The organism is Streptomyces sp. NPDC127114, assembly GCF_042677525.1.
Taxonomy (GTDB): Bacteria; Actinomycetota; Actinomycetes; order Streptomycetales; family Streptomycetaceae; genus Streptomyces.
On sequence record NZ_JBHXTJ010000009.1, the window covers coordinates 173,074 to 193,334 of the forward strand.

The following is a 20,261-nucleotide window of genomic DNA, read 5'->3' on the forward strand; positions in this document are numbered from 1 at the left end:
TCAGTCCTTCACCGCCCCGCCGAGTCCCGAGACCAGGCGGCGCTGTACGAGTACGAAGAAGACGAGCACCGGGACCGTCATCACGGTCGAGCCGGCCATGATGCCTCCCCAGTCGTTCTCGTCGGGCTTGAAGAAGACGAGCAGCGCCATCGGCAGGGTCGACTGCGAGGTGTCGCTGATGATGAAGGACTTCGCGAAGAGGAAGTCGTTCCAGGTCGAGATGAAGGAGAAGACGCTCGTCGCGACGAGCCCCGGGAGGACCAGCGGGAAGAGGATCTGCCACAGGAAGCGGGTGCGGCTCGCGCCGTCGATCATCGCCTGTTCCTCCAGCGCCTCGGGCACCGCCTGCACGAAGCCCCGCAGCATCCAGACGGCGAAGGGCAGCGAGAAGGCGAGGTGCGGGAGGACCAGCGAGCCCAGGGTGTTGAGCTGTCCGAGGTCGCGCATGAGGAAGAACAGCGGGATGGCCAGGGCCTCGACGGGGACCATCTGCGCGACCAGGAACATCACGAGCAGGGTGGTCCGGAAGCGGAAGCGGAACCGGGTGACGGCGGTCGCCGCGAGGAAGGCGATGACGGCGGAGGCGAGGACCACCGTGCCGGCGACGAGCAGCGAGTTGAGGAAGTAGCGGCCGAAGTCCTGCTGTGCGAAGACCCGGCGGAAGGAGTCGAGGGACGGGGAGAGGGTCCACGGCCGGGGCCGGACCGACTGGATCTCGCCGGCCGGTTTGAGGGCGGAGAGGACCATCCAGTACAGCGGGAAGGCGACCGCGGCGGCGACGAGCAGGGCCGCGGCCTCGGCAGCGAGCCGCCCGGGCCTGCGGACTCCGGGGACGCGGAGGGCGCTCACGGCCCGCACTTGTCCCCCGCACCTCACGGGCTCCGGCGGCTTCACGGGCCTCACAGGTCCTCTCCCTGGCGGCGCATCAGCCGGAGGTGGACCAGGGTCACCGCCAGCAGGATCAGCAGCATCACGACGCCGATGGCGGAGCCGAGGCCGTACTGGGACGAGGCGAAGGCCGTCTGGTAGGCGTACACGTTGAGGACGAGGTTCTGGCCGGCGATGCCGCCGCCTCCCGTCATCACGTAGATCTGGGTGAAGATCTTGAAGTCCCAGATGACCGACTGGATCGTGACGACGACCAGGATCGGGCGCAGCATCGGCGCCGTGACGGAGCGCCAGGTGCGCCACGGTGACGCGCCGTCGAGGGCGGCGGCCTCCAGGACCTCGGCCGGGACGGCTCTGATGCCCGCGTAGACGGTGACCATCACGAAGGGAAACGAGCACCAGACGACCTCCATGAGGACCAGCGCGAAGGCGCTGTAGCGCCCGTACGTCCACGAGAAGTCGCCGAGGCCGAGGATCCGGTTGACCGGGCCGTGGTCGGGGTCGAAGAGGAAGACCCAGACGGTGGAGCCGGTGACGGCGGGGGTGGCCCAGGCGCCGAGCGCGGCGAGCATCAGGGCGAGCCGGGGCAGGGCGCGGACGCGGGTGAGGAGGACGGCGAGGGCGCAGCCGACGGCGAGGGTGGCGACGACGCAGGCGGCGGCGAAGAGGACGGTGGCGAGGAGGACCTGCCGGAACCGGGGGTCGGAGAAGAGGGCGGTGTAGTTGCCGAGGCCCTGGAAGGAGGTGGGGCGGCCGCCGCTGACCTGGGCCTGGGTGTAATCCAGGAACGAGATCAGGCCGAGCTGGTAGAGGGGGTAGACGAGGAGCCCGCCGAGGACGACGAGGGCGGGGAGCAGACAGAGCCAGGGCGTCCGGGCGGAGCCGGTGCGGCGGGCGGTCCGCCGTGGCGCGGGGCGCGGGGGCCGCGTGGGGGCGGGTCTCGCCGTACGGGGTGCCGTGAGGGTCATCTCGTACGCCTCAGCCCGCCGCCGCGAAGGCCGCGTCCATCTTCTTCGCGGCCTCGTCCGACGCCGTCCTGACGTCCTTTCGGCCGCTGACGACCTCCTGGAACATCGTCGGCAGCACGAGCGAGGCGTCGATCCGGCCCCAGGCCGCCGAGGCGGGGACGAACCTGGCGTCGGCGCCGAGGGAGTCGATGAACGGCTTCACGAACGGCTGCCTCTCCGCGGCCCGCCGGCGCACGTCGGTGTACGTGGGCAGGAAGCCGAGCGCGTCGAAGAGGCGGGCCTGGGTGTCCTTGCCGGCGAGGGCCTTCATGAGGTCGACGGCGAGGGTGCGGTGGGTGGTGCTCCTCAGGACGCCGATGTTGTTGCCGCCGGCGAAGGCGGGTGCGATGGATCCGGGCGTGGTGCCGGGCAGCGGCACGACCGCGTACCTGCCCTTGACCGCGCCGGCCTCGACGGCCGCGTGGCTGAAGTCTCCGCCGATGGCCATGGCCGCCTTGCCGGAGGCGAAGGCGGTGACGGTGGCGTTGCCGCCCATCTGGGCGCACTTGGCGGCCGGGCAGTTGTCGTCGCCGAAGAGGGAGGTGTAGGCGGTGATGCCCTTGCGGGCGGCCTCGCTGTTGATCGCCGACCGGTACGAGTTCCCTTCGGCGGTGGCGAGTTCGCCGCCGTGGGCCCAGACGAAGGGCAGGGCGCCGTAGGTGTACGCGCCGCCGACCGCGACCCCGTACAGCTCGGGCCGGGCCTTGCGGACCTTCTTCGCGGTCGCGATCAGCTCGTCCTGGGTCTTGGGCGCGGCGAGGCCGAGTTCCCGGAAGACGTCGGTGCGGTAGTAGAGGGCGCGGACGCCGACGAAGAAGGGGGCGCCGTACACCTTTCCGCCGACGGTGACGGAGGCCCTGGCGGTGGGGTCGGTGTCCTGGGCCTCGGGCCAGGCGGCGAACTCGGCGGTGACGTCGGCGAGTCCGCCGTCCTTGACGTATCCGGCGGTGTCGGTGTTGCCGTACTCGACGAGGTCGGGCGCGGAGGCGGGGTCGTTGAAGGCGGCCTTGACGCGCTGGGCGCGGGTCTCGACGGGGATGTACTCGACCTCCACCTTCGCGCCCCGGTGCCGCTGCTCGAAGGCGGCGACGACCCGGTCGACGACCTGTTCCTTGGGCTTGTTGGCGACCTCCTGGAAGAGCCAGACGCGCAGGGTGCCGGTCTTGTCGTCGGTGGCGGCGGGGCCGCCGGAGGTCTGCGGGGCGCAGGCGGTGAGGGTGACGAGGGCGGTGGCTACGGCGATGCGGGCAGGAAGCTTCACGGCGGTTCCCCTCCAAGCAGCGTTGCAACATACGCAACGAGCGTTTCGCAGTGCACAACACGCGTGAGGTTAGGGCCGGACCACCGCGACGACAAGTGGTCTCGACCACTCCGCCCCGGTCCGCCCCACTCCGCACGACTCCGCGACCCACTCCGCAGCCCGCTCCGCGCCCCGGACGGACGGCCCGGAAACGAGAACGGTCCCCGGCGCGCGCACCAGTGACTGGTACGCGTGCCGGGGACCGTCCCGACCGCGGAAGTCCGGACTACTTGCCGTCCTTGCCGCCCTTGTCCTTGTCGCCGCCCGACCCCATGGAGTCGTAGATCTCCTTGCACATCGGGCAGACCGGGTACTTCTTGGGATCGCGCCCCGGTACCCAGACCTTGCCGCACAGTGCCACCACGGGAGTGCCGTCGAGGGCGCTCGCCATGATCTTGTCCTTCTGGACGTAGTGGGCGTAGCGCTCGTGGTCGCCGTCACCGTGGGACACCTGCGGCGTCGGCTCGACGAGGGTCCCCGTACCTGCCCCGCGCTCGGGCTCGAGAGTGCTCATAGGACCCAAGCGTACTGAAAGACGCGGGGCTCAGTTCAGCGAAGGGTCGTCCGGGTACGTCGCGACCATCGCGAGTTCGCCGCGCTGGCGGCGGAGGACCTGGCGCCAGAGGGTGTCGGGGCGCGGGGAGGAGACGTCGCCGGGTTCGGACTCGACCACGTACCAGGCGCCGTCGCGCAGCTCGGCCTCCAGCTGGCCGGGGCCCCAGCCCGCGTAGCCGGCGAAGATGCGCAGGGCGCCGATGGCCGGGCCGAGGAGCTCGGGCGGGGTCTCCAGGTCGACCAGGCCGATGGCGCCGTACACCCGGCGCCAGCCGAGCGGGCCCTCGTCGCCGGGGATGACGGCGATGCCGAGGGCGGCGTCGAGGGAGACCGGGCCGCCCTGGAAGACGACGCCGGGCTCGCCGGCCAGGGCGGCCCAAGGGGCGAGGATGTCGCCGACGGTCACCGGGGTCGGGCGGTTGAGGACCACGCCGAGAGAGCCCTCGTCGTCGTGGTCGAGCAGCAGGACCACCGCGCGGTCGAAGTTGGGATCCGCCAGCGCGGGGGTGGCGACGAGCAGCCGGCCTGTGAGCGAGGACACCTCGGTCATGCGACACATGATTCCGCACTTTCGGCGTTCGCGGGGGTTGTCCGCACGGGTCCGGGGTAGGCGGGCGCCGACGCAGGTCAGCCGGGACCGGGCCGGGCCGGGGCGTGCGGCGCGGAAGCAGGGCCGGGGAGAAGCGGACGGTAACGCTCCGCAAGATCACGGGGACGGAGGGTGTTGTGCCGAATTCATTACGTTCGCCGGGCCCCCCGAGCCACACAAGTGAGGTCTCCTGGCCCCTTACTCTTTTCTCTGGCCACCCGACCGACGACCCGGAACGCGAGATTCATGACCGGCACAGACGATGTCCTGCTTGTCCACGGCGGAACCCCGCTGGAGGGCGAGATCCGCGTCCGCGGCGCGAAGAACCTCGTGCCCAAGGCGATGGTCGCCGCCCTGCTCGGCAGCGAGCCGAGCCGACTGCGCAACGTGCCCGACATCCGTGACGTCCGCGTGGTCCGCGGACTGCTCCAGCTGCACGGGGTGACGGTCCGCCCCGGCGAGGAGCCGGGCGAGCTCATCCTCGACCCGACGCACGTCGAGTCCGCCAACGTGGCCGACATCGACGCCCACGCCGGCTCCTCCCGGATCCCGATCCTGTTCTGCGGCCCGCTGCTGCACCGCCTCGGCCACGCCTTCATCCCGGGCCTGGGCGGCTGCGACATCGGCGGCCGGCCGATCGACTTCCACTTCGACGTGCTGCGCAAGTTCGGCGCGACGATCGAGAAGCGGGCGGACGGGCAGTACCTGGAGGCCCCGCAGCGGCTGCGCGGCACCAAGATCGCCCTGCCGTACCCGTCCGTCGGCGCGACGGAGCAGGTGCTGCTCACGGCCGTCCTCGCCGAGGGCGTCACCGAGCTGTCCAACGCGGCGGTCGAGCCGGAGATCGAGGACCTCATCTGCGTGCTGCAGAAGATGGGCGCGATCATCGCCATCGACACCGACCGCACCATCCGCATCACCGGTGTGGACAAGCTCGGCGGCTACAACCACCACGCCCTCTCCGACCGCCTGGAGGCGGCGTCCTGGGCCTCGGCGGCGCTCGCGACCGAGGGCGACATCTACGTGCGCGGCGCGCAGCAGCGCTCGATGATGACCTTCCTCAACACCTACCGGAAGGTCGGCGGCGCCTTCGAGATCGACGACGAGGGCATCCGCTTCTGGCACCCGGGCGGCTCGCTCAACGCGATCGCCCTGGAGACGGACGTGCACCCCGGCTTCCAGACCGACTGGCAGCAGCCGCTGGTGGTGGCCCTGACCCAGGCCTCGGGCCTGTCGATCGTCCACGAGACGGTGTACGAGTCGCGGCTCGGCTTCACCTCGGCGCTGAACCAGATGGGTGCGCACATCCAGCTGTACCGGGAGTGCCTGGGCGGCTCGGACTGCCGCTTCGGCCAGCGCAACTTCCTGCACTCGGCGGTCGTCAGCGGCCCGACCAAGCTCCAGGGCGCCGACCTGGTCATCCCGGACCTCCGCGGCGGCTTCTCGTACCTGATCGCCGCCCTCGCGGCCCAGGGCACCAGCCGGGTGCACGGCATCGACCTGATCAACCGCGGCTACGAGAACTTCATGGAGAAGCTCGTCGAGCTGGGCGCGAAGGTCGAGCTCCCGGGCAGCGCGCTGGTCTGAGCGGCCGTACGCGGCCGTACGCGGCCGTACGCGGCTGTACGCGGCCTCTGAAGGGCAAACGGAAGGGCGGCCACCCCCTGACAGGGTGGCCGCCCTTTCTGCTGCCTACAGGCTGCTTACTTGCCCTTGGCGGCTTCCTTGAGCTTGGAGCCCGCGGAGACCTTGACGCTGAAGCCGGCCGGGATGTTGATCGGGTCGCCGGTCTGCGGGTTCCGGGCGGTGCGAGCGGCACGGTGGGTGCGCTCGAAGGTCAGGAAGCCGGGGATGGTGACCTTCTCGTCGCCCTTGGCGACGATCTCGCCGGTGATCTCGGCGAAGGCGGCCAGCACGGCGTCGGCGTCCTTGCGGGTCACCTCGGCGCGGTCGGCCAGGGCGGCCACCAGCTCACTGCGGTTCATTTCGTTACTCCCGTATTTCTTCTTGCCTGTGAGGCGGGTTGCCTGTGAGGCGGGCCACGCGGCGGGGCCGCATGATGGGCACTGCGAAGCCGATGCTGCCAGGGCCCTCGGACAGTGCCCGGACCCGGGTCTGGTGACAGACCCTCGCGCCCAGACCGCATCCTGCCCCCACCAGCGGCGGGAACGCCAATCCGGCACCCTCTGGGGTCACACGAAAAGCGCCAGTGCCCCTCGATGGTGACGTAGCGTCGACTCCGCACGGACGGTGCGGAGCCGAACTACCACCCTAAAGGCGGGTTTGGGATGCGGCGACCCGCGACACGCGCGCCGGGGCCGCCCCGGAGGCCGCTGCGGGGGCTCAGGCGCCCGCGGCCTTGGCCGCGTTGCGCACGGCGCCCGCGACCGCTCCCGCGACCTTGTCGTTGAAGACCGAGGGAATGATGTAGTTCGGGTTGAGCTCGTCCTCGGAGACGACGTCGGCCAGGGCACTGGCGGCGGCCAGCATCATGTCCGTGTTCACCGTCCGGGACTGCGCGTCGAGCAGACCGCGGAAGACGCCCGGGAAGACCAGGACGTTGTTGATCTGGTTCGGGAAGTCCGAACGGCCGGTGGCGACGACGGCGGCGGTCTGACGGGCGATCGCCGGGTCGACCTCGGGGTCCGGGTTCGCGAGCGCGAACACGATCGCGCCCTCGGCCATGGCGGCCACGTCGTCCGCACCGAGCAGGTTGGGGGCGGAGACGCCGATGAAGACGTCGGCGCCGACGACGGCCTGCTTGAGGGTTCCGGTGACGCCCTCGGGGTTGGTGTTGTCGGCGATCCAGCGCAGCGGCGAGTCGGCCGGGGCGGCGACCAGGTCCTCGCGGCCCGCGTGGACGACGCCGTGGATGTCGGCGACGACGGCGTGCTTGACGCCGGCCGCGATCAGCAGCTTCAGGATGGCCGTACCGGCGGCGCCCGCACCGGACATGACGACCCGTACGTCGCCGATGCCCTTGCCCACCACGCGCAGCGCGTTGGTCAGGGCGGCGAGCACGACGATGGCGGTGCCGTGCTGGTCGTCGTGGAAGACCGGGATGTCGAGGGCCTCGCGCAGCCGGGCCTCGATCTCGAAGCAGCGCGGCGCGGAGATGTCCTCCAGGTTGATGCCCGCGAAGCCGGGGGCGATGGCCTTGACGATCTCGACGATGGCGTCGGTGTCCTGGGTGTCCAGGCAGATCGGCCAGGCGTCGATGCCGGCGAAGCGCTTGAAGAGGGCCGCCTTGCCCTCCATGACGGGCAGGGCGGCCTTGGGGCCGATGTTGCCGAGGCCGAGGACGGCGGAGCCGTCCGTCACGACTGCGACGGAGTTGCGCTTGATGGTGAGGCGGCGGGCGTCCTCGGGGTTCTCGGCGATCGCCATGCACACGCGGGCCACGCCCGGGGTGTAGATCATGGACAGGTCGTCACGGTTGCGGATGGGGTGCTTGGACGCCATCTCGATCTTGCCGCCGAGGTGCATCAGGAACGTACGGTCGGAGACCTTGCCGACGACGATGCCCTCGATGTTCTTCAGCTGCTCGACGATCTCGTCGGCGTGCGCCGTGGAGGTGGCGGCGATGGTGACGTCGATGCGCAGCTTCTCGTGCCCGGAGGCCGTCACGTCGAGGCCGGTGACGGAGCCGCCGTGGGTCTCGACCGCCGTGGTGAGCTGGGAGACCGCGGTGCCGCTCGCGGGCACCTCGAGCCGGACCGTCATCGAGTACGAGACGCTGGGCGCCGTTGCCATGGCCGTGTTCCTCTGCTTTCCCTAGCTTCGTTGCTACGCCGGCCCGGCTGGTCGCCGGGCGGCGCCCTCCGATCGTCGCACCTACCTGCGGGTAGCAGGTAATACGGTCATTTCGTTTTCGGAAAGTAGTTTCCACCATACGAGAGATGGGCGGGAAACAGAAGAGGCCCCCGCCACCCGAAGGTGACGAGGGCCTCTCCGCACGTAAGCGACACCGACCCGCCATGCTCGCCTCGCGGCAAGTGGTCCCTCTAAGGGACGAAGGTTGGGCCCGGGGGCTTGGATCGAGCCGGTGTCACGACCAGGCTAACAAACCGGGCCGGGAAGTGATTCCTGCGGCGCGGGTTGACCGAAATCAGCCCCGCGCCGCCCGCCGGCCGGCGGCAGTCGCGTCCCAGCCGTCAGGCGCACGCCGTCCGCCCACGCCGTCAGGCTCACGCCGTCAGCCACGCCGTCAGGCTCACGCCGTCAGTCCCGCAGCAGGTCCGGTACGCCGTCCGTGTCCGGCAGGTCGCGCTCGCCCGAGATCACCGAGAGCGCCTGCGTGGAGCGGGTCAGCGCCACGTAGAGCACCCGCAGACCGGCCGGCGACTCGTCCGCGATCTCCGCGGGCGAGACGACCACCGTGGCGTCGTACTCCAGGCCCTTCGCCTCCAGGGAGCCGAGCGCCACCACCCGGTCGCCGAGCCCGTCGAGCCAGCGGGCGGCCTCGGCGCGCCGGTCCATGGCGACGACGACGCCGACCGTGCCGTCCACCTCGCCGAGCAGCCGCTCCGCCTCGGACCGTACGGTTTCGGCCAGCTCGCCCTTCTCCCCCACCGCGACGAAGCGGGGCTCGACGCCCGTGGAGCGGACCGCCTTGGGCGATTCCTTGCCGGGCATCGCGAGCGCGAGCACCCTCGCGGCGAGCTCGGCGATCTCGGCCGGGTTGCGGTAGTTCACGGTGAGCTCGAAGCGGCGCCGGGGCCGGGTGCCAAGGGCCTCGTCACGGGCCTCGGCGGCCTCGTCCGGGTCGGACCAGGAGGACTGGGCCGGGTCGCCGACGACCGTCCAGGTGGCGTGGCGGCCGCGGCGGCCGACCATGCGCCACTGCATGGGCGTGAGGTCCTGGGCCTCGTCGACGATGACGTGGGCGTACTCGGTGCGCTCGGCGGCCAGCCGCTCGGCCCGCTCGCGCTGGGTCTCCTCCCGTACCGGCATCAGCTCCTCCAGGCCGGTGAGCTGGTCCAGCGGGTCGTACTCCCGCTTCTTGCGGGGCCTTGCCGGGGCGCCGAGCAGGGTGTTCAGCTCGTCGAGCAGGGCCACGTCGTGCACGGAGAGCCCGGGGCGGCGCAGCGAGCGGGCGAGCCGGCGGACCTCGCCCGGGTTGAGGATCCGGCGCGCCCAGCGGCCGAGCCGCTTCTCGTCGGCCATCGCGTCGAGCACCTGGCGCGGGGTGAGCTCGGGCCACCAGGCGTCGAGGAAGCCGAGGAAGGAGTCCTCGGTCGACACGTCCTCGTCGAAGGAGGAGCGCAGTTCGGCGGCGAGCTCGGGGTCGCTGTGGCGGCCGGCGGCGCCGGACCTGGCGTACAGCGCGTCGAGCAGCAGCCGGCGGGCGCGCGGGCGGAGCAGGTTGACGGGGGCGGTGCCGGACAGCACGTTCTGCCGGATGCGCCGGAGCTCGTCGGCGCCCAGTTCCAGGCGGCGGCCGAAGGCGACGACGCGCAGGAGGGTGGGCGTGCCGGCGCGGGCCGCCGGGGTCCCGGCCTCGTCGGCCTCGTCGTCTTCGCCGAGCGTGAGCTGGGCCTTGGGCGCGGGGGTCTCCAGGGCGCCGCGGGCGGCCTTGCGCAGCACGGCGACCATGCGGGAGGAGCCCTTGACGCGGGCGACGGCGGGCTCGTCGTACGCGTCGGCCTCGGCGCCGTCGACCAGCGAGCCGAGGGCGCGGATGGCGACCTGGCCCTCCTCGCCGAGCGAGGGCAGCACGCCCTCGGTGTACGAGACGAGCAGCGGGGTCGGCGAGACGATGAGGATGCCGCCGGCGTAGCGCCGCCGGTCCTGGTAGAGCAGGTAGGCGGCGCGGTGCAGGGCGACGGCGGTCTTGCCGGTGCCGGGGCCGCCCTCGACGTACGTGACGGAGGCGGCGGGAGCGCGGATGACCAGGTCCTGCTCGGCCTGGATGGAGGCGACGATGTCGCGCATGGTGTGGCCGCGGGCCTGGCCGAGCGCGGCCATGAGGGCGCCGTCGCCGATGACGGGCAGCTCGCGGCCGTCGAGGGTGGCCTTGAGCTCGGGGCGCATCAGGTCGTCCTCGACGCCGAGGACCTTGCGGCCCTTGGAGCGGATGACGCGGCGGCGCACGACCCGGCCGGGGTCGACGGGCGTGGAGCGGTAGAAGGGGGCGGCGGCGGGGGCGCGCCAGTCGATGACGAGCGGGGCGTAGTCGGCGTCGAGGACGCCGATGCGGCCGATGTGCAGGGTCTCGCCGATCTCGGCGGTGTTGTCCGGGCGCACGGCGTCCGCGGCGGGTTCGACGGAGGTGAACGCGCCGTCGGGGCCCTTCTTGCCGTCCTTCCCGTGGAGGAGGTCGATGCGGCCGAAGAGGAAGTCCTCGAACTCGTTGTTGAGCCGGTTGAGGTGGATGCCGGCCCGGAACACCTGGGCGTCGCGCTCGGCGAGGGCGCCGGGCGTACCGACCTGGCCCCGCTGCGCGGCGTCCTGCATCAGGAACTCGGCCTCGTGGATCTTCTCCTCGAGGCGGCGGTAGACCTGATCCAGATGTTCCTGTTCGACACCGATCTCACGGTCTCTGACCGTGTCGACGGCTTCCTGCGCGGCCACCGGGCCCCCTTCTGACGTGCACTGGGCAGCCGTCGAGCGTACGCCACCAGGGGGCGATATGTCAGGCCTGGCGGCGGCCGGTCCGGGGATGCGCGGCGCGGTGCCGGGCGACCCGGGCGCGGTTGCCGCACGCCGCGCTCGAACACCAGCGGCGGCGCCGGCCCCGCGAGGTGTCCAGATAGCAGCGGCGGCAGCCGGGTCCCTCGCAGCGGCGCAGCAGTGCGCGGGCGGCCGGATCGGTGAGCAGGTCGACGGCGTCGCGGGCGACCGCGGCGAGCAGGGCGCGGCAGTCGGGTTCGCCGCTGAGGGCGCGGACCAGGGTCCCGGAGCGGGTGCGTACGGCGCGGGGCGCGGGCGGGGCGGAGGCGGCGGCCAGCGCGTTGAGCAGCTCCAGGGCCGCGGGATGGGCCGGCCGGCCGTCCAGCTGGGCGGCGACGAGGCCGGCGACGCAGTCGCGCAGCTCACGGAAGGGCCCGAGCCAGCGGGAGTCGAGGGTGCGCAGCCGGGTGGCGGGCGGGACGAGCCCGGTGCCGCGGAGGAAGCCGGCCAGGGCCTCGGGGCTGTCGAGGGGCGCGACGGCGAGGTCGAGGCAGACGCGTCCGGAGTCCCAGCCTTCTGTCATGCCCCTGCCACCTCCTGCTCCGCGCGGACCCGGCTCCGGGCGGGCCGGGACCAGAGTGCTCCTGGCGAGCGGAGCTGGCTAGGGGGTGTTCCGCCGAGCCCGGACCGCGGAGGGCGGCCAGGCCGGCTCGCGGAGAAGGGCCGTAGGAGGGCGCGGACAGCGGTCGGCCCGGGCGTACGGGGGAGCCGCCCGGGCCGACCGACAACCGGACCGCTCGGGGGAGTGCTGTCCGGTGTCCGTGGTGTCCTCGCAGGTCAGCGCGGTCCACCGGGACCGCAGCGCGAGGCACCCACAGCATGAATGTTGAACTGTCTATTATCTACGGGTCGTTTTTCCTACAAATTCGCACGCGGACAATTCGGGAGGCCAGGTGAACAGGACGGCACTACGGGCACTGCTCAAGGAGCGCCGTGAGCTCATCGCCCCCGAAACGCACGGCCTCTCCCGGCCCACAGGCCGCGGCCGGCGTGCCCGTGGCCTGTCGCAGCAGCAGGTGGACGAGCTGACCTGCCGCGCGGTCGACACGTACAACCGCCTGGAGACCGGCCGCTACCCGAACCCGCCCGCCGACTACCTGCGGCAGGTCGGCCGCCTCTTCCGCCTCAACGAACAGGAGTGGGTCTCGCTCTGCCGGTACGCGGGCATCGGCGACCCGCCCGGCCCGCTCAACCCGTCCTCCGGGCTCGAGGTCCCCGGCGCCTGGCAGGAGGCCGTCGACGGCATCGGCCACATGGCGTACGTCACCGACGCCTCCTGGAACCTGCTGGCCCACAACCGGCACTTCGCCGAGATGTACCCGGGCGGCCGGGCTCCCGCGAACACCATCCGGTGGATGCTCCTGGACGAGAGCGCGCGGGAGGACACCCTCATCGACTGGCACACCGTGTGGGCCCCGCTGATCCTGCCCCAACTGCGCGCCGCGCTCGCCGCGCGCCCCGAGGACGAGACCCTGCGGGCGATCGAGCGGGAGGTGCGGGCCGAGCCCTTCCTCGGCCCGCTGTGGGAGGCAGGCGGCTTCCACATCTCCCCCGACGGCGACGAACGCCCGCTGCGCCACGCCCTCCTGGGCCCCGGACACGTCACGATCTGCGCCGCCCAGCCGCTCACCGCCCCGGGCGCCCGCATGATCATCATGATCTTCCGCCCCGGCCTCCAGAGGTCCCACGTCCGCGCCCCGGTGCTGCGGGCAGCGACCAGGCCCCCGGAAGGCTCCCGCTAGCCGACCGGCGGCGGGTCGTCGTGCAGGATCCGCTGGAAGAGATGGTGCTCGCGCCAGGCACCGGCGATGTGGAGGTAGTCCGGAGCCGTCCCGATCCGGGTGAAGCCGCACTTGGCGAGGACACGCTGCGAGGCGTGGTTGTCGAGAAGCGTGCACGCCTCGATCCGGTGGAGGCCGAGCTCCTCGCGCGCGGCGCGGCAGACCTCCTCCGTCAGGCCGGTGGCCACGCCCCGGCCCGTGTACTCCCCGTCCACCCAGTAGCCGAGCGAGGCGCTGCGGAAGGGTCCCAGGACGATCCCGGACAGCGTCGCCGACCCGACGATCCGCTCCCCGTCCACCGCGAACCAGCGCCGCCCGCCGTCGGCGAGCCGGCCCGCCTGGGCCTCGGGCGTGTAGTACGCCTCCGCCCGTTCCGGCTCGAAGGGGCGCATATGGGCCCGGTTGCGGAGCAGGGCGGCGGCGAGCGCGGCGGCGTCGGCGGCGGATCCGGGATCCGCGGGTCTGATCCTGATCATGCTCGTGGTCATCCGCGTACGGTAGACGCCCGCGCCCTGCCCACGCCTCCGGCCTCCGCCTGCGCCACCGGCCTCCGCCTGCGCCACCGGCCTCCGCCCGCGACTCCCGCGCCTTCGACATCCGCCCGCACCCGCCCCGCCCACGCCGGGCAGGCCCTAGGCCCCGTCCCCGTACTTCGTGTCCGCCGCCGGGTCGAGCGCCAGCCGGTAGCCGCGCTTCACCACCGTCTGGATCAGCTTGGGCGTGCCGAGCGAGGTGCGCAGCCGGGCCATCGCCGTCTCCACGGCGTGCTCGTCCCGGCCCGCGCCGGGCAGCGCGCGCAGCAGCTCGGGGCGGCCGACCACCCAGCCGGGGCGGCGGGCGAGCAGCCCGAGGAGGGCCATCCCGGCGGGCGGCACCGGGCGCAGCGCGCCGTCGACGAGGACGGCGTGGCCGCGGATCTCGACGTGGTGGCCCGCCACCGGCAGGACCCGGGCCCGGGCGGGCAGTTCCGTGCAGAGCAGCTGGACGAGCGGGCCGAGCCGGAAGCGTTCCGGCTGGTGGGTGTCGATGTCCAGGCCCTGCAGCGGCAGCGCCGTCACCGGGCCCACGCACACGGCGAGCACGTCGTGCCGCAGTGCCGTCACCAGCTCGTCGAGCAGCCCGCGTTCGCGTGCCCGGTCGATGAGCGAGGCGGCGGCCGGGGCGCTGGTGAAGGTCACCGCGTCCAGGGCGCGGGCGACGGTCGCGTCGAGCAGCCGGTCCAGCGGGCCGATGTCCTCGGGCGGCATCCAGCGGTAGACGGGTACGGGCACGACCTCGGCGCCGGCCGCGACCAGCGCCTCGACGAAGCCGGGCAGCGGCTCCCCGTGCAGCTGGAGCGCGATCCGCCGGCCCGCGACGCCCTCGCCGAGCAGCCGGTCGAGGACCTCGGCCATCGACTCGGACGAGGGCGACCAGGACTCGGTGAGCCCGGCCGCCCGGACGGCGCCCTTCACCTTGGGGCCGCGGGCGAGGAGTTCGACGCCGCGCAGCCGGTCGAGGAGCTGTTCGCCGTGCCCCCACCCGTCGGCCGCCTCGACCCAGCCGCGGAAGCCGATCGCCGTGGTGGCGACGACGACGTCCGGGGCGTGGTCGATGAGGTCCTTGGTGGCGGCGAGGAGTTCGGTGTCGTCGGCGAGGGGCACGATCCGCAGCGCGGGACCGTGCACCACGCCCGCGCCCCGGCGGCGCAGCAGCGCGATCAGCTCGTCGGCGCGCCGTGCCGCCGTGACCCCGACGGTGAAACCCGCCAGCGGCCCGTGGCCCTGTTCCTGCCGCTCGTCCATGTCGTCGCCCCTGTCGTGCTCGTCCCTGTCGGCCGAGACTGCCGGGGTCGCGTGTCGGTCTCGGTTCACCATTATTTCCTGGTCGTTACGGCCGTGCGGGGCCACTGTGACTCACACCTCGGCGGGTGCGCGGTCCGGCTCCACACCGGCGGCCGTGTCCGGTACGGGCGCCACGGCGGCCGGCCGGCGAAGGTATACCGCCCAGGTGACGGTCATGCACGCCGCGTAGAAGAGCAGGAAGGCGACGAAGGCGCCGGTGCCGGAGCCGACGGTGAGGAACGACTGGCGGAAGGCGAGGTTGATGCCGAGGCCGCCGAGCGCGCCGACGGCGCCGATGAGGCCCATGGAGGCGCCGGAGAGCCGCCGCCCGTACGCCTCCGCCGCCTCGCCCGTGAGGCCCTTGCTGTGGCCCTGGGTGAGGAAGATCGCCGGGATCATCTTGTACGTGGAGCCGTTGCCGAGGCCGCTGAGCGCGAAGAGCCCGATGAAGCCGACCAGGAAGACCGTGAGCGACTCCACGACGGAGGCGTAGAGGACGATCCCGGCGGCGACGGCCATCGCCGCGAAGGTGAGGAGGGTGATCCGGGCGCCGCCGTGCTTGTCGGCGAGCCAGCCGCCGACGGGCCGGACGAGCGAGCCGAGCAGCGGGCCGACGAAGGTGAGCGAGGCGGCCTGGAGCGGGGTGCGGCCGAACTGGGTCTGGAGGACCAGGCCGAAGGCGAAGCTGTAGCCGATGAAGGAGCCGAAGGTGCCGATGTAGAGGAAGGCCATGATCCAGGTGTGGCGGGCCTTCACGGCCTCCCGCACCGCGCCGGTGTCGTTCCTGACGGGGGCCAGGTTGTCCATGAAGAGGGCGGCGCACAGGGCGGCGACGGCGATCAGCGGCAGGTAGACGCCCAGCACGATCCTCGGGTGCATGGCGCCGGCGGTGCCGATGACGAGGAGGCCGACGAGCTGGACGACGGGCACGCCGATGTTGCCGCCGCCCGCGTTGAGCCCCAGCGCCCAGCCCTTCTTCCGCAGCGGGAAGAAGGCGTTGATGTTGGTCATGGAGGAGGCGAAGTTGCCGCCGCCGATGCCGGTGAGGGCCGCGACGAGAAGGAAGGTGCCGTACGAGGTGCCCGGCTCCATCACCGCGAAGGCGAGCCCGGTCGGCAGCAGGAGCAGCAGGGCGCTGATCACCGTCCAGTTGCGGCCGCCGAAGCGGGCGACGGCGAAGGTGTACGGGACGCGGATGAAGGCGCCGACGAGGGTGGCGGTTGCGATCAGGAAGAACTTGCCCGCCGGGTCGACGCCGTACTGCGGTCCCATGAAGAGCACCATGACGGACCACAGGCTCCAGACGGAGAAGCCGATGTGCTCGGCGAGCACCGAGAACCACAGGTTCCGGCGCGCGATCCGCTCGCCCTGCTCACGCCAGAAGGTCTCGTCCTCCGGCTCCCAGCGTTCGATCCACCGACCGCCCATCCCGCACCTCCGCTGTGCTCCGCTGTGTCGTCTTCCTGTACGGCCGACGCTAGGAAGCGCGCGTTTCAGGGCGGTGGCGGGAAGTGACGGGTGCGGAACCTTGCTCTCACCCGGAGCGCGGGCCCGCTGTGAGCGCCCCTGGGTCGCTCCCGAGGATTTCGCCCTCCGGCAGCCAGGAGCCGGCCGGGCGGGCGTGCCGGCCCTCGCGGACGGCGAGCTCGGCGGCGGCCCGGCGCAGGGCGTCGATTCCGGGGTGCCGCAGGCCCTTGCGCCACACCAGGCTCACGGGTGACAGGGGCACGGGGTCGACGAGGGGACGCAGGACGCTGCCCGGCATGGGCGGGAAGCCGACCACGGCGAGGACCGGGGTCGGGGCCTTGGCCATGATCCGGCGGAACTCCTCCTTGCCGACGGCGAGCGGCGCGGGCGCGGCGACGCGGATGCCCCGCCCGGCGAAGAGGAGCTCGGCGAATCCGGTCCACTCGGGCGTGCGGTCGTTGCCGGCGCCGGCGTAGACGTCACGGCCGGCGAGCGCGTCCAGCGGCACCTCGGGGAGCCCGGCCAGCGGGTCGCCCTCGGGCAGCAGCACGGCCATCGGCTCGTACCCGACGAACTGCGCCTCCAGACCGGCCCGGAGAGCCGGCGCGAGCCCGCCGTACCGCCCGAAGGAGGCGTCGAGCCGACCGGCGACGATCTCGCGTGCGGCGCCGGTGAGTCCGCTCTCGTAGCGGGCCATCAGCTCGATGTCCGGGGCGAGTTCGCGGGCGCGGTGGAGGACCCGCTCGTGTCCGAGGCCCGCGCTGTTGAGGTCGACGAGCAGCGGGCGCGGTGCGCCGCGGAAGGCCTCGGCGAGTTCGTCGTACGCGGCGAGGACCCGGCGCGCGTACGGCAGGAGCCGTTCGCCGTCCGGGGTGAGCGCGACCTGGCGGGTGGTGCGCACGAACAGCTCGGCGCCCAGCGTGCGTTCGAGCCGGCGGATGTCCCGGCTGAGGGCCTGCTGGGCGACGAGGAGCCGGCCGGCGGCGCGGGTGAAGTGGAGGTCCTCGGCGACGGCGAGGAAGGCGCGCAGGAGGCGGGGGTCGAGGTCGTCCGGTCGGGTCACCGCCGCACATTAACAACAGGAGTGAGTCAATCGCCACGGAATAGGTGTTGGACCGCCAGGGTCATGCCAACGGAGCCTGGGTCCATGCCGCCATCCGACCTGACGCTGACGCCTGCCGGCCCCGCTCTGGCGCCCCGCTACGTGGAACGCGCCGCTCCCACCAGCCCCTACCTCCGCCTCTTCGCCCTCCCCGGCACCCGTGCCTTCACCGCCGGCAACCTGATCGCCCGGCTGCCCGCGGGCATGTTCGGCGTCAGCGCCGTCGTGATGATCGCCGGATCGTACGGCTCCTACGCCCTCGCCGGGGCCGTCAGCGCCGCCGGCCTGCTCGCGGGCGCCCTCACCGCGCCCTGGATCGCCCGGCTCGTCGACCGGCACGGCCAGGCCAGGGTCGCGGTCCCCGCCACGGCCTGGGCCGTCCTCGGACAGCTGGTGCTGCTGCTGTGCGCCCACGCCCAGGCGCCCGCGTGGACGTTGTTCGCCGCCGCCGTGCTCGGCGCCACCGCGCCCAACACGGGCGGCATGTCGCGGGCCCGCTGGGCGCATCTGCTCCGGGCCGACCCGGGCGCCCTGCACACCGCGAACGCCTTCGAACAGGCCGCCGACGAGCTGTGCTTCATGCTCGGGCCCGTCCTGGCCGCGTTCCTCTGCTCGGCGCTCTTCCCTGAGGCGGGCACGCTCGTCGCCGCGCTCCTCTTCCTCTCCGGAATGCTGTTCTTCGCCGCCCAGCGGGCCACCGAACCGCCGGTCGCCCCGCGCACCGCGGCCGGTTCCCCGCTGCGCGCCCCGGGCATGCCCGCCCTGCTCGCGGTCTTCCTCGCCACCGGCGCGGTCTTCGGCGCGATGGAGGTGGTCACCCTCGCGCACGTGAACGGTCCCGTCGCGGGCCCGGTGCTCGCCCTCCAGGCCGCCGGATCCGCCGCGGCCGGCCTGCTCTACGGCCGCGCCCGCCGCACGGCCCCGCTCGCCGCCTGCCTGGCCGCGATGACCGCCCTGATGGCCCTCCCGCTCCTCGCCGCCGCCGGCGGCTCGCTCCTCGCCCTCGCGGCCGCCCTGCTCGCGGCGGGCATGGCGATCGCCCCGACGATGCTCACGGGCATGGGCCTGATCCAGCGGCTCACCCCGCCGGGCCGCCTCAACGAGGGCATGACGCTCGCGGTCACCGCCCTGCTCGGCGGCATCGCGACCGGCTCGGCCACGGGCGGCTGGCTCGCGGAACACGCACCCTCGACGACGTACGGCTACGTGATCCCGCCGACGGCGGCGGCCGTGGCGCTCGCGCTGTGTCTGACCACTATCGGTACCGGAAAACGGTACATTAGAGGTACCGGAACCTCGTACGACAGGGAGCAAGGGTCATGACCATAAGCGCCAGCGAGGCTCGCCAGAACCTCTTCCCCCTGATCAAGCGCGTCAACGACGACCACACCCCGGTCCGGATCAGTTCCAAGGGCGGCGACGCCGTCCTGATGTCCGCCGACGACTACGACTCCTGGCAGGAGACGATCTACCTCCTGCGCACCCCGGCGAACGCCCGGCGCCTCATGGAAGCCGTCGACCGGGACCGGGCGGGCTCCGTTCAGATCACGCGGACGCTCGACGAACTCCAGGAGCTGGCCGGAGGCGAGGAGTGAGGAGTGTCCACTTCGACCCGGCGGCCTGGGAGGACTTCCTCTTCTGGCTCGGCTCCGACAGGAAGACGGCTCGCCGCATCACCCGCCTGATCGGCGAGATCCAGCGCGATCCGTTCACCGGCATCGGCAAGCCCGAGCCCCTCAGGGGCGACCTTTCCGGCTACTGGTCCCGGCGGATCGACGACGAGCACCGGCTGGTCTACCGGGCCGACGAGAAGGAAGTGAAGATCCTCCAGGCCCGCCACCACTACTACTCCGGCTGACCGGCCCCGGCCGCCGTGGAGGCCGGGACCGCGCTGATCAGCTCTGCCGCAGCGGTCCCATCGGGGTCTGGACTCCGAAGGCCGTGGCGCCCGCGCCGACGCCGGCCTCGCAGCCGTCCGGCTCCTGGGTGCCGAGGCCGCGCGTGGAGGGCTTCTCCGCCGCCCAGAACATGTAGCCGAGCAGGCCGGCCGTGGTCCCGGCCCCGTTCGGGGCCGCGTTCCTCACCCAGTCCGCCGTCGCCCGCTGCAGCGAGTTGGCGTAGTCGGTGCACTCGGGCAGCGGGCTGCGCCCGTACGCGATGTAGAGGCCCGCGGTGAACTTGGCCGGCGCGAGCGGGGCGACCGGCGGGGAGTACTGCGCCTTTCCGTCGAGGTGCTCCTGCCAGTTGGCGATGTGCGAGGCCGCCGACGTGGGCCGGGCGGTGACCATGGCGTTGGCGTAGTCGAGCACCGGCCGGTCGGTGCGCAGCCAGTCGGCTGTGGCCTTGCGATTGATGTCGATCAGCCAGCGGTCACCCGCCGCCGTGTCGATGGTCAGCCGCGCGGCCGGGTTCGCGCCGGAGGCGTCGTACGGGTGGACGGAGCGGTAGGCGTCGATGAAGGCCTGCAGCCCGGCCAGGTTCGGGGCGGTGTTCTGCTCGTAGTCGATCTCGATGCCGACGCCGAGGTCGGCGGCGACGGCGGCCGCGTTGCGGCCGAGGCCGGCGGGGTCCTCGGCGAGGGCGGCGTCCCACTCGTCGGTGTAGGTGATGCCGCCGATGGAGAGCATCACGCGGATCCCGTGCGAGGTGAAGTACTGCACGATCTCGCGGCTCATGCCGACGGGCACTCCGTTCGCGGTGCCCGCGTCCGTGGTGCGGTGCAGCAGTTTCAGCGGCTCGACGAAGCTCAGCACGACCAGGTTGACGGAGGGCCGCCCGTCGCCGCGGTCGATGATCCAGTGGTTCCTGGCGTCGAACTCGGCGACGGTACGGGGTGTGGCCCAGGTGCAGTAGTCGTCACCGCAGTGCCAGGCGCCGTAGATCTGCACGGGCGCGGCGGCGGTGGCGGCCGGGGCGGCGGGGACGAAGAGGGCGAGGAGCATGAGCAGGACCGCGAGGAGTCCCTTGTGGCGCATACGTACCTCCGGGGATGCCGTGGCATGGGGGGCGGCGACCGCAGGGTGTCAGGTCCAGACCAATCCCACAAGAGGGCATGACAAAGGCCCGGCGGTCGCGTG

The 20,261-nt window shown here is 72.6% G+C and carries 19 protein-coding genes; 5 read left to right on the forward strand and 14 right to left on the reverse strand.

All coding sequences use genetic code 11. The features are described from left to right. The 5 genes from ACFVGS_RS12675 to ACFVGS_RS12695 all read right to left on the reverse strand — a co-directional run bounded on the left by ACFVGS_RS12675 (position 1) and on the right by ACFVGS_RS12695 (position 4,300). Positions 1–849 carry a carbohydrate ABC transporter permease gene (locus ACFVGS_RS12675; RefSeq protein WP_385692472.1) on the reverse strand — a complete coding sequence of 283 codons (849 nt, stop codon included), beginning with the start codon at positions 847–849 and terminating at the stop codon, positions 1–3. A 50-nt stretch (positions 850–899) separates the two neighbouring features. After that, positions 900–1,856 (reverse strand): carbohydrate ABC transporter permease, encoded by a 957-nt coding sequence (locus tag ACFVGS_RS12680; RefSeq protein ID WP_384408940.1) that lies wholly within the window; start codon positions 1,854–1,856, stop codon positions 900–902. Between the two features lie 10 nt (positions 1,857–1,866). After that, positions 1,867–3,156: an extracellular solute-binding protein gene (locus ACFVGS_RS12685; protein ID WP_384408938.1), complete on the reverse strand. Its 1,290-nt coding sequence runs from the start codon at positions 3,154–3,156 to the stop codon at positions 1,867–1,869. 265 nt (positions 3,157–3,421) lie between these two features. After that, complete coding sequence (locus ACFVGS_RS12690; protein ID WP_384408936.1) at positions 3,422–3,709, reverse strand: DUF3039 domain-containing protein; 288 nt, start codon at positions 3,707–3,709, stop codon at positions 3,422–3,424. A 30-nt stretch (positions 3,710–3,739) separates the two neighbouring features. Next, positions 3,740–4,300 (reverse strand): YqgE/AlgH family protein, encoded by a 561-nt coding sequence (locus ACFVGS_RS12695; RefSeq protein WP_384408934.1) that lies wholly within the window; start codon positions 4,298–4,300, stop codon positions 3,740–3,742. Positions 4,301–4,585: 285 nt separating this feature from the next. Here ACFVGS_RS12695 and murA point away from each other — a divergent pair, with 285 nt between their 5' ends. Continuing rightward, entirely contained in the window at positions 4,586–5,926 is a 1,341-nt protein-coding gene (murA, locus tag ACFVGS_RS12700) for a UDP-N-acetylglucosamine 1-carboxyvinyltransferase (protein WP_384408932.1), read from the forward strand. A 116-nt stretch (positions 5,927–6,042) separates the two neighbouring features. Here the strand turns inward: murA and ACFVGS_RS12705 are convergent, their stop codons facing one another. The 4 genes from ACFVGS_RS12705 to ACFVGS_RS12720 all read right to left on the reverse strand — a co-directional run bounded on the left by ACFVGS_RS12705 (position 6,043) and on the right by ACFVGS_RS12720 (position 11,534). Continuing rightward, entirely contained in the window at positions 6,043–6,324 is a 282-nt protein-coding gene (locus ACFVGS_RS12705) for an HU family DNA-binding protein (protein ID WP_128983783.1), read from the reverse strand. A gap of 358 nt (positions 6,325–6,682) precedes the next feature. Next, positions 6,683–8,092, reverse strand: a complete 1,410-nt coding sequence (locus ACFVGS_RS12710) for an NAD-dependent malic enzyme (RefSeq protein WP_384408930.1) — start codon at positions 8,090–8,092, stop codon at positions 6,683–6,685. A 468-nt stretch (positions 8,093–8,560) separates the two neighbouring features. Further along, positions 8,561–10,912: a HelD family protein gene (locus tag ACFVGS_RS12715; RefSeq protein WP_384408928.1), complete on the reverse strand. Its 2,352-nt coding sequence runs from the start codon at positions 10,910–10,912 to the stop codon at positions 8,561–8,563. Positions 10,913–10,973: 61 nt separating this feature from the next. After that, positions 10,974–11,534: an ABATE domain-containing protein gene (locus ACFVGS_RS12720; RefSeq protein WP_384408926.1), complete on the reverse strand. Its 561-nt coding sequence runs from the start codon at positions 11,532–11,534 to the stop codon at positions 10,974–10,976. Between the two features lie 370 nt (positions 11,535–11,904). Between ACFVGS_RS12720 and ACFVGS_RS12725 the strand changes: the two genes are divergently transcribed. Further along, on the forward strand, positions 11,905–12,753 hold the full coding sequence (locus ACFVGS_RS12725; protein WP_384408924.1) for a helix-turn-helix domain-containing protein: 849 nt from the start codon (positions 11,905–11,907) through the stop codon (positions 12,751–12,753). On the opposite strand, the gene ACFVGS_RS12730 is transcribed toward ACFVGS_RS12725, so the two are convergent. From ACFVGS_RS12730 to ACFVGS_RS12745, 4 genes are all read right to left on the reverse strand, one after another. Beyond that, entirely contained in the window at positions 12,750–13,280 is a 531-nt protein-coding gene (locus ACFVGS_RS12730; protein WP_385692473.1) for a GNAT family N-acetyltransferase, read from the reverse strand. The genes ACFVGS_RS12725 and ACFVGS_RS12730 overlap by 4 nt on opposite strands. Before the next feature lie 144 nt (positions 13,281–13,424). Further along, positions 13,425–14,576: a uroporphyrinogen-III synthase gene (locus tag ACFVGS_RS12735; protein ID WP_384408920.1), complete on the reverse strand. Its 1,152-nt coding sequence runs from the start codon at positions 14,574–14,576 to the stop codon at positions 13,425–13,427. A 111-nt stretch (positions 14,577–14,687) separates the two neighbouring features. Further along, on the reverse strand, positions 14,688–16,043 hold the full coding sequence (locus ACFVGS_RS12740) for a nitrate/nitrite transporter (protein ID WP_385692474.1): 1,356 nt from the start codon (positions 16,041–16,043) through the stop codon (positions 14,688–14,690). 106 nt (positions 16,044–16,149) lie between these two features. Beyond that, the gene (locus ACFVGS_RS12745; protein ID WP_385692475.1) at positions 16,150–17,145 is read right to left on the reverse strand and encodes a LysR family transcriptional regulator; all 996 of its coding nucleotides are present in this window, start codon (positions 17,143–17,145) and stop codon (positions 16,150–16,152) included. An 84-nt stretch (positions 17,146–17,229) separates the two neighbouring features. Between ACFVGS_RS12745 and ACFVGS_RS12750 the strand changes: the two genes are divergently transcribed. The 3 genes from ACFVGS_RS12750 to ACFVGS_RS12760 are packed head-to-tail and all read left to right on the forward strand — an operon-like array spanning position 17,230 to position 19,042. Beyond that, positions 17,230–18,507, forward strand: a complete 1,278-nt coding sequence (locus tag ACFVGS_RS12750; protein ID WP_385692476.1) for an MFS transporter — start codon at positions 17,230–17,232, stop codon at positions 18,505–18,507. After that, positions 18,504–18,779: a type II toxin-antitoxin system Phd/YefM family antitoxin gene (locus ACFVGS_RS12755; RefSeq protein WP_384408913.1), complete on the forward strand. Its 276-nt coding sequence runs from the start codon at positions 18,504–18,506 to the stop codon at positions 18,777–18,779. Before ACFVGS_RS12750 ends, ACFVGS_RS12755 begins: the two co-directional genes overlap by 4 nt. Continuing rightward, positions 18,776–19,042, forward strand: coding sequence for a Txe/YoeB family addiction module toxin (locus ACFVGS_RS12760; protein ID WP_384408911.1), 267 nt, complete (start codon positions 18,776–18,778; stop codon positions 19,040–19,042). The genes ACFVGS_RS12755 and ACFVGS_RS12760 overlap by 4 nt, the downstream gene beginning before the upstream one ends. A gap of 37 nt (positions 19,043–19,079) precedes the next feature. Here ACFVGS_RS12760 and ACFVGS_RS12765 read toward each other — a convergent pair whose 3' ends face one another. Further along, complete coding sequence (locus tag ACFVGS_RS12765) at positions 19,080–20,159, reverse strand: hypothetical protein (RefSeq protein ID WP_384408909.1); 1,080 nt, start codon at positions 20,157–20,159, stop codon at positions 19,080–19,082. Between the last annotated feature and the right edge of the window lie 102 nt (positions 20,160–20,261).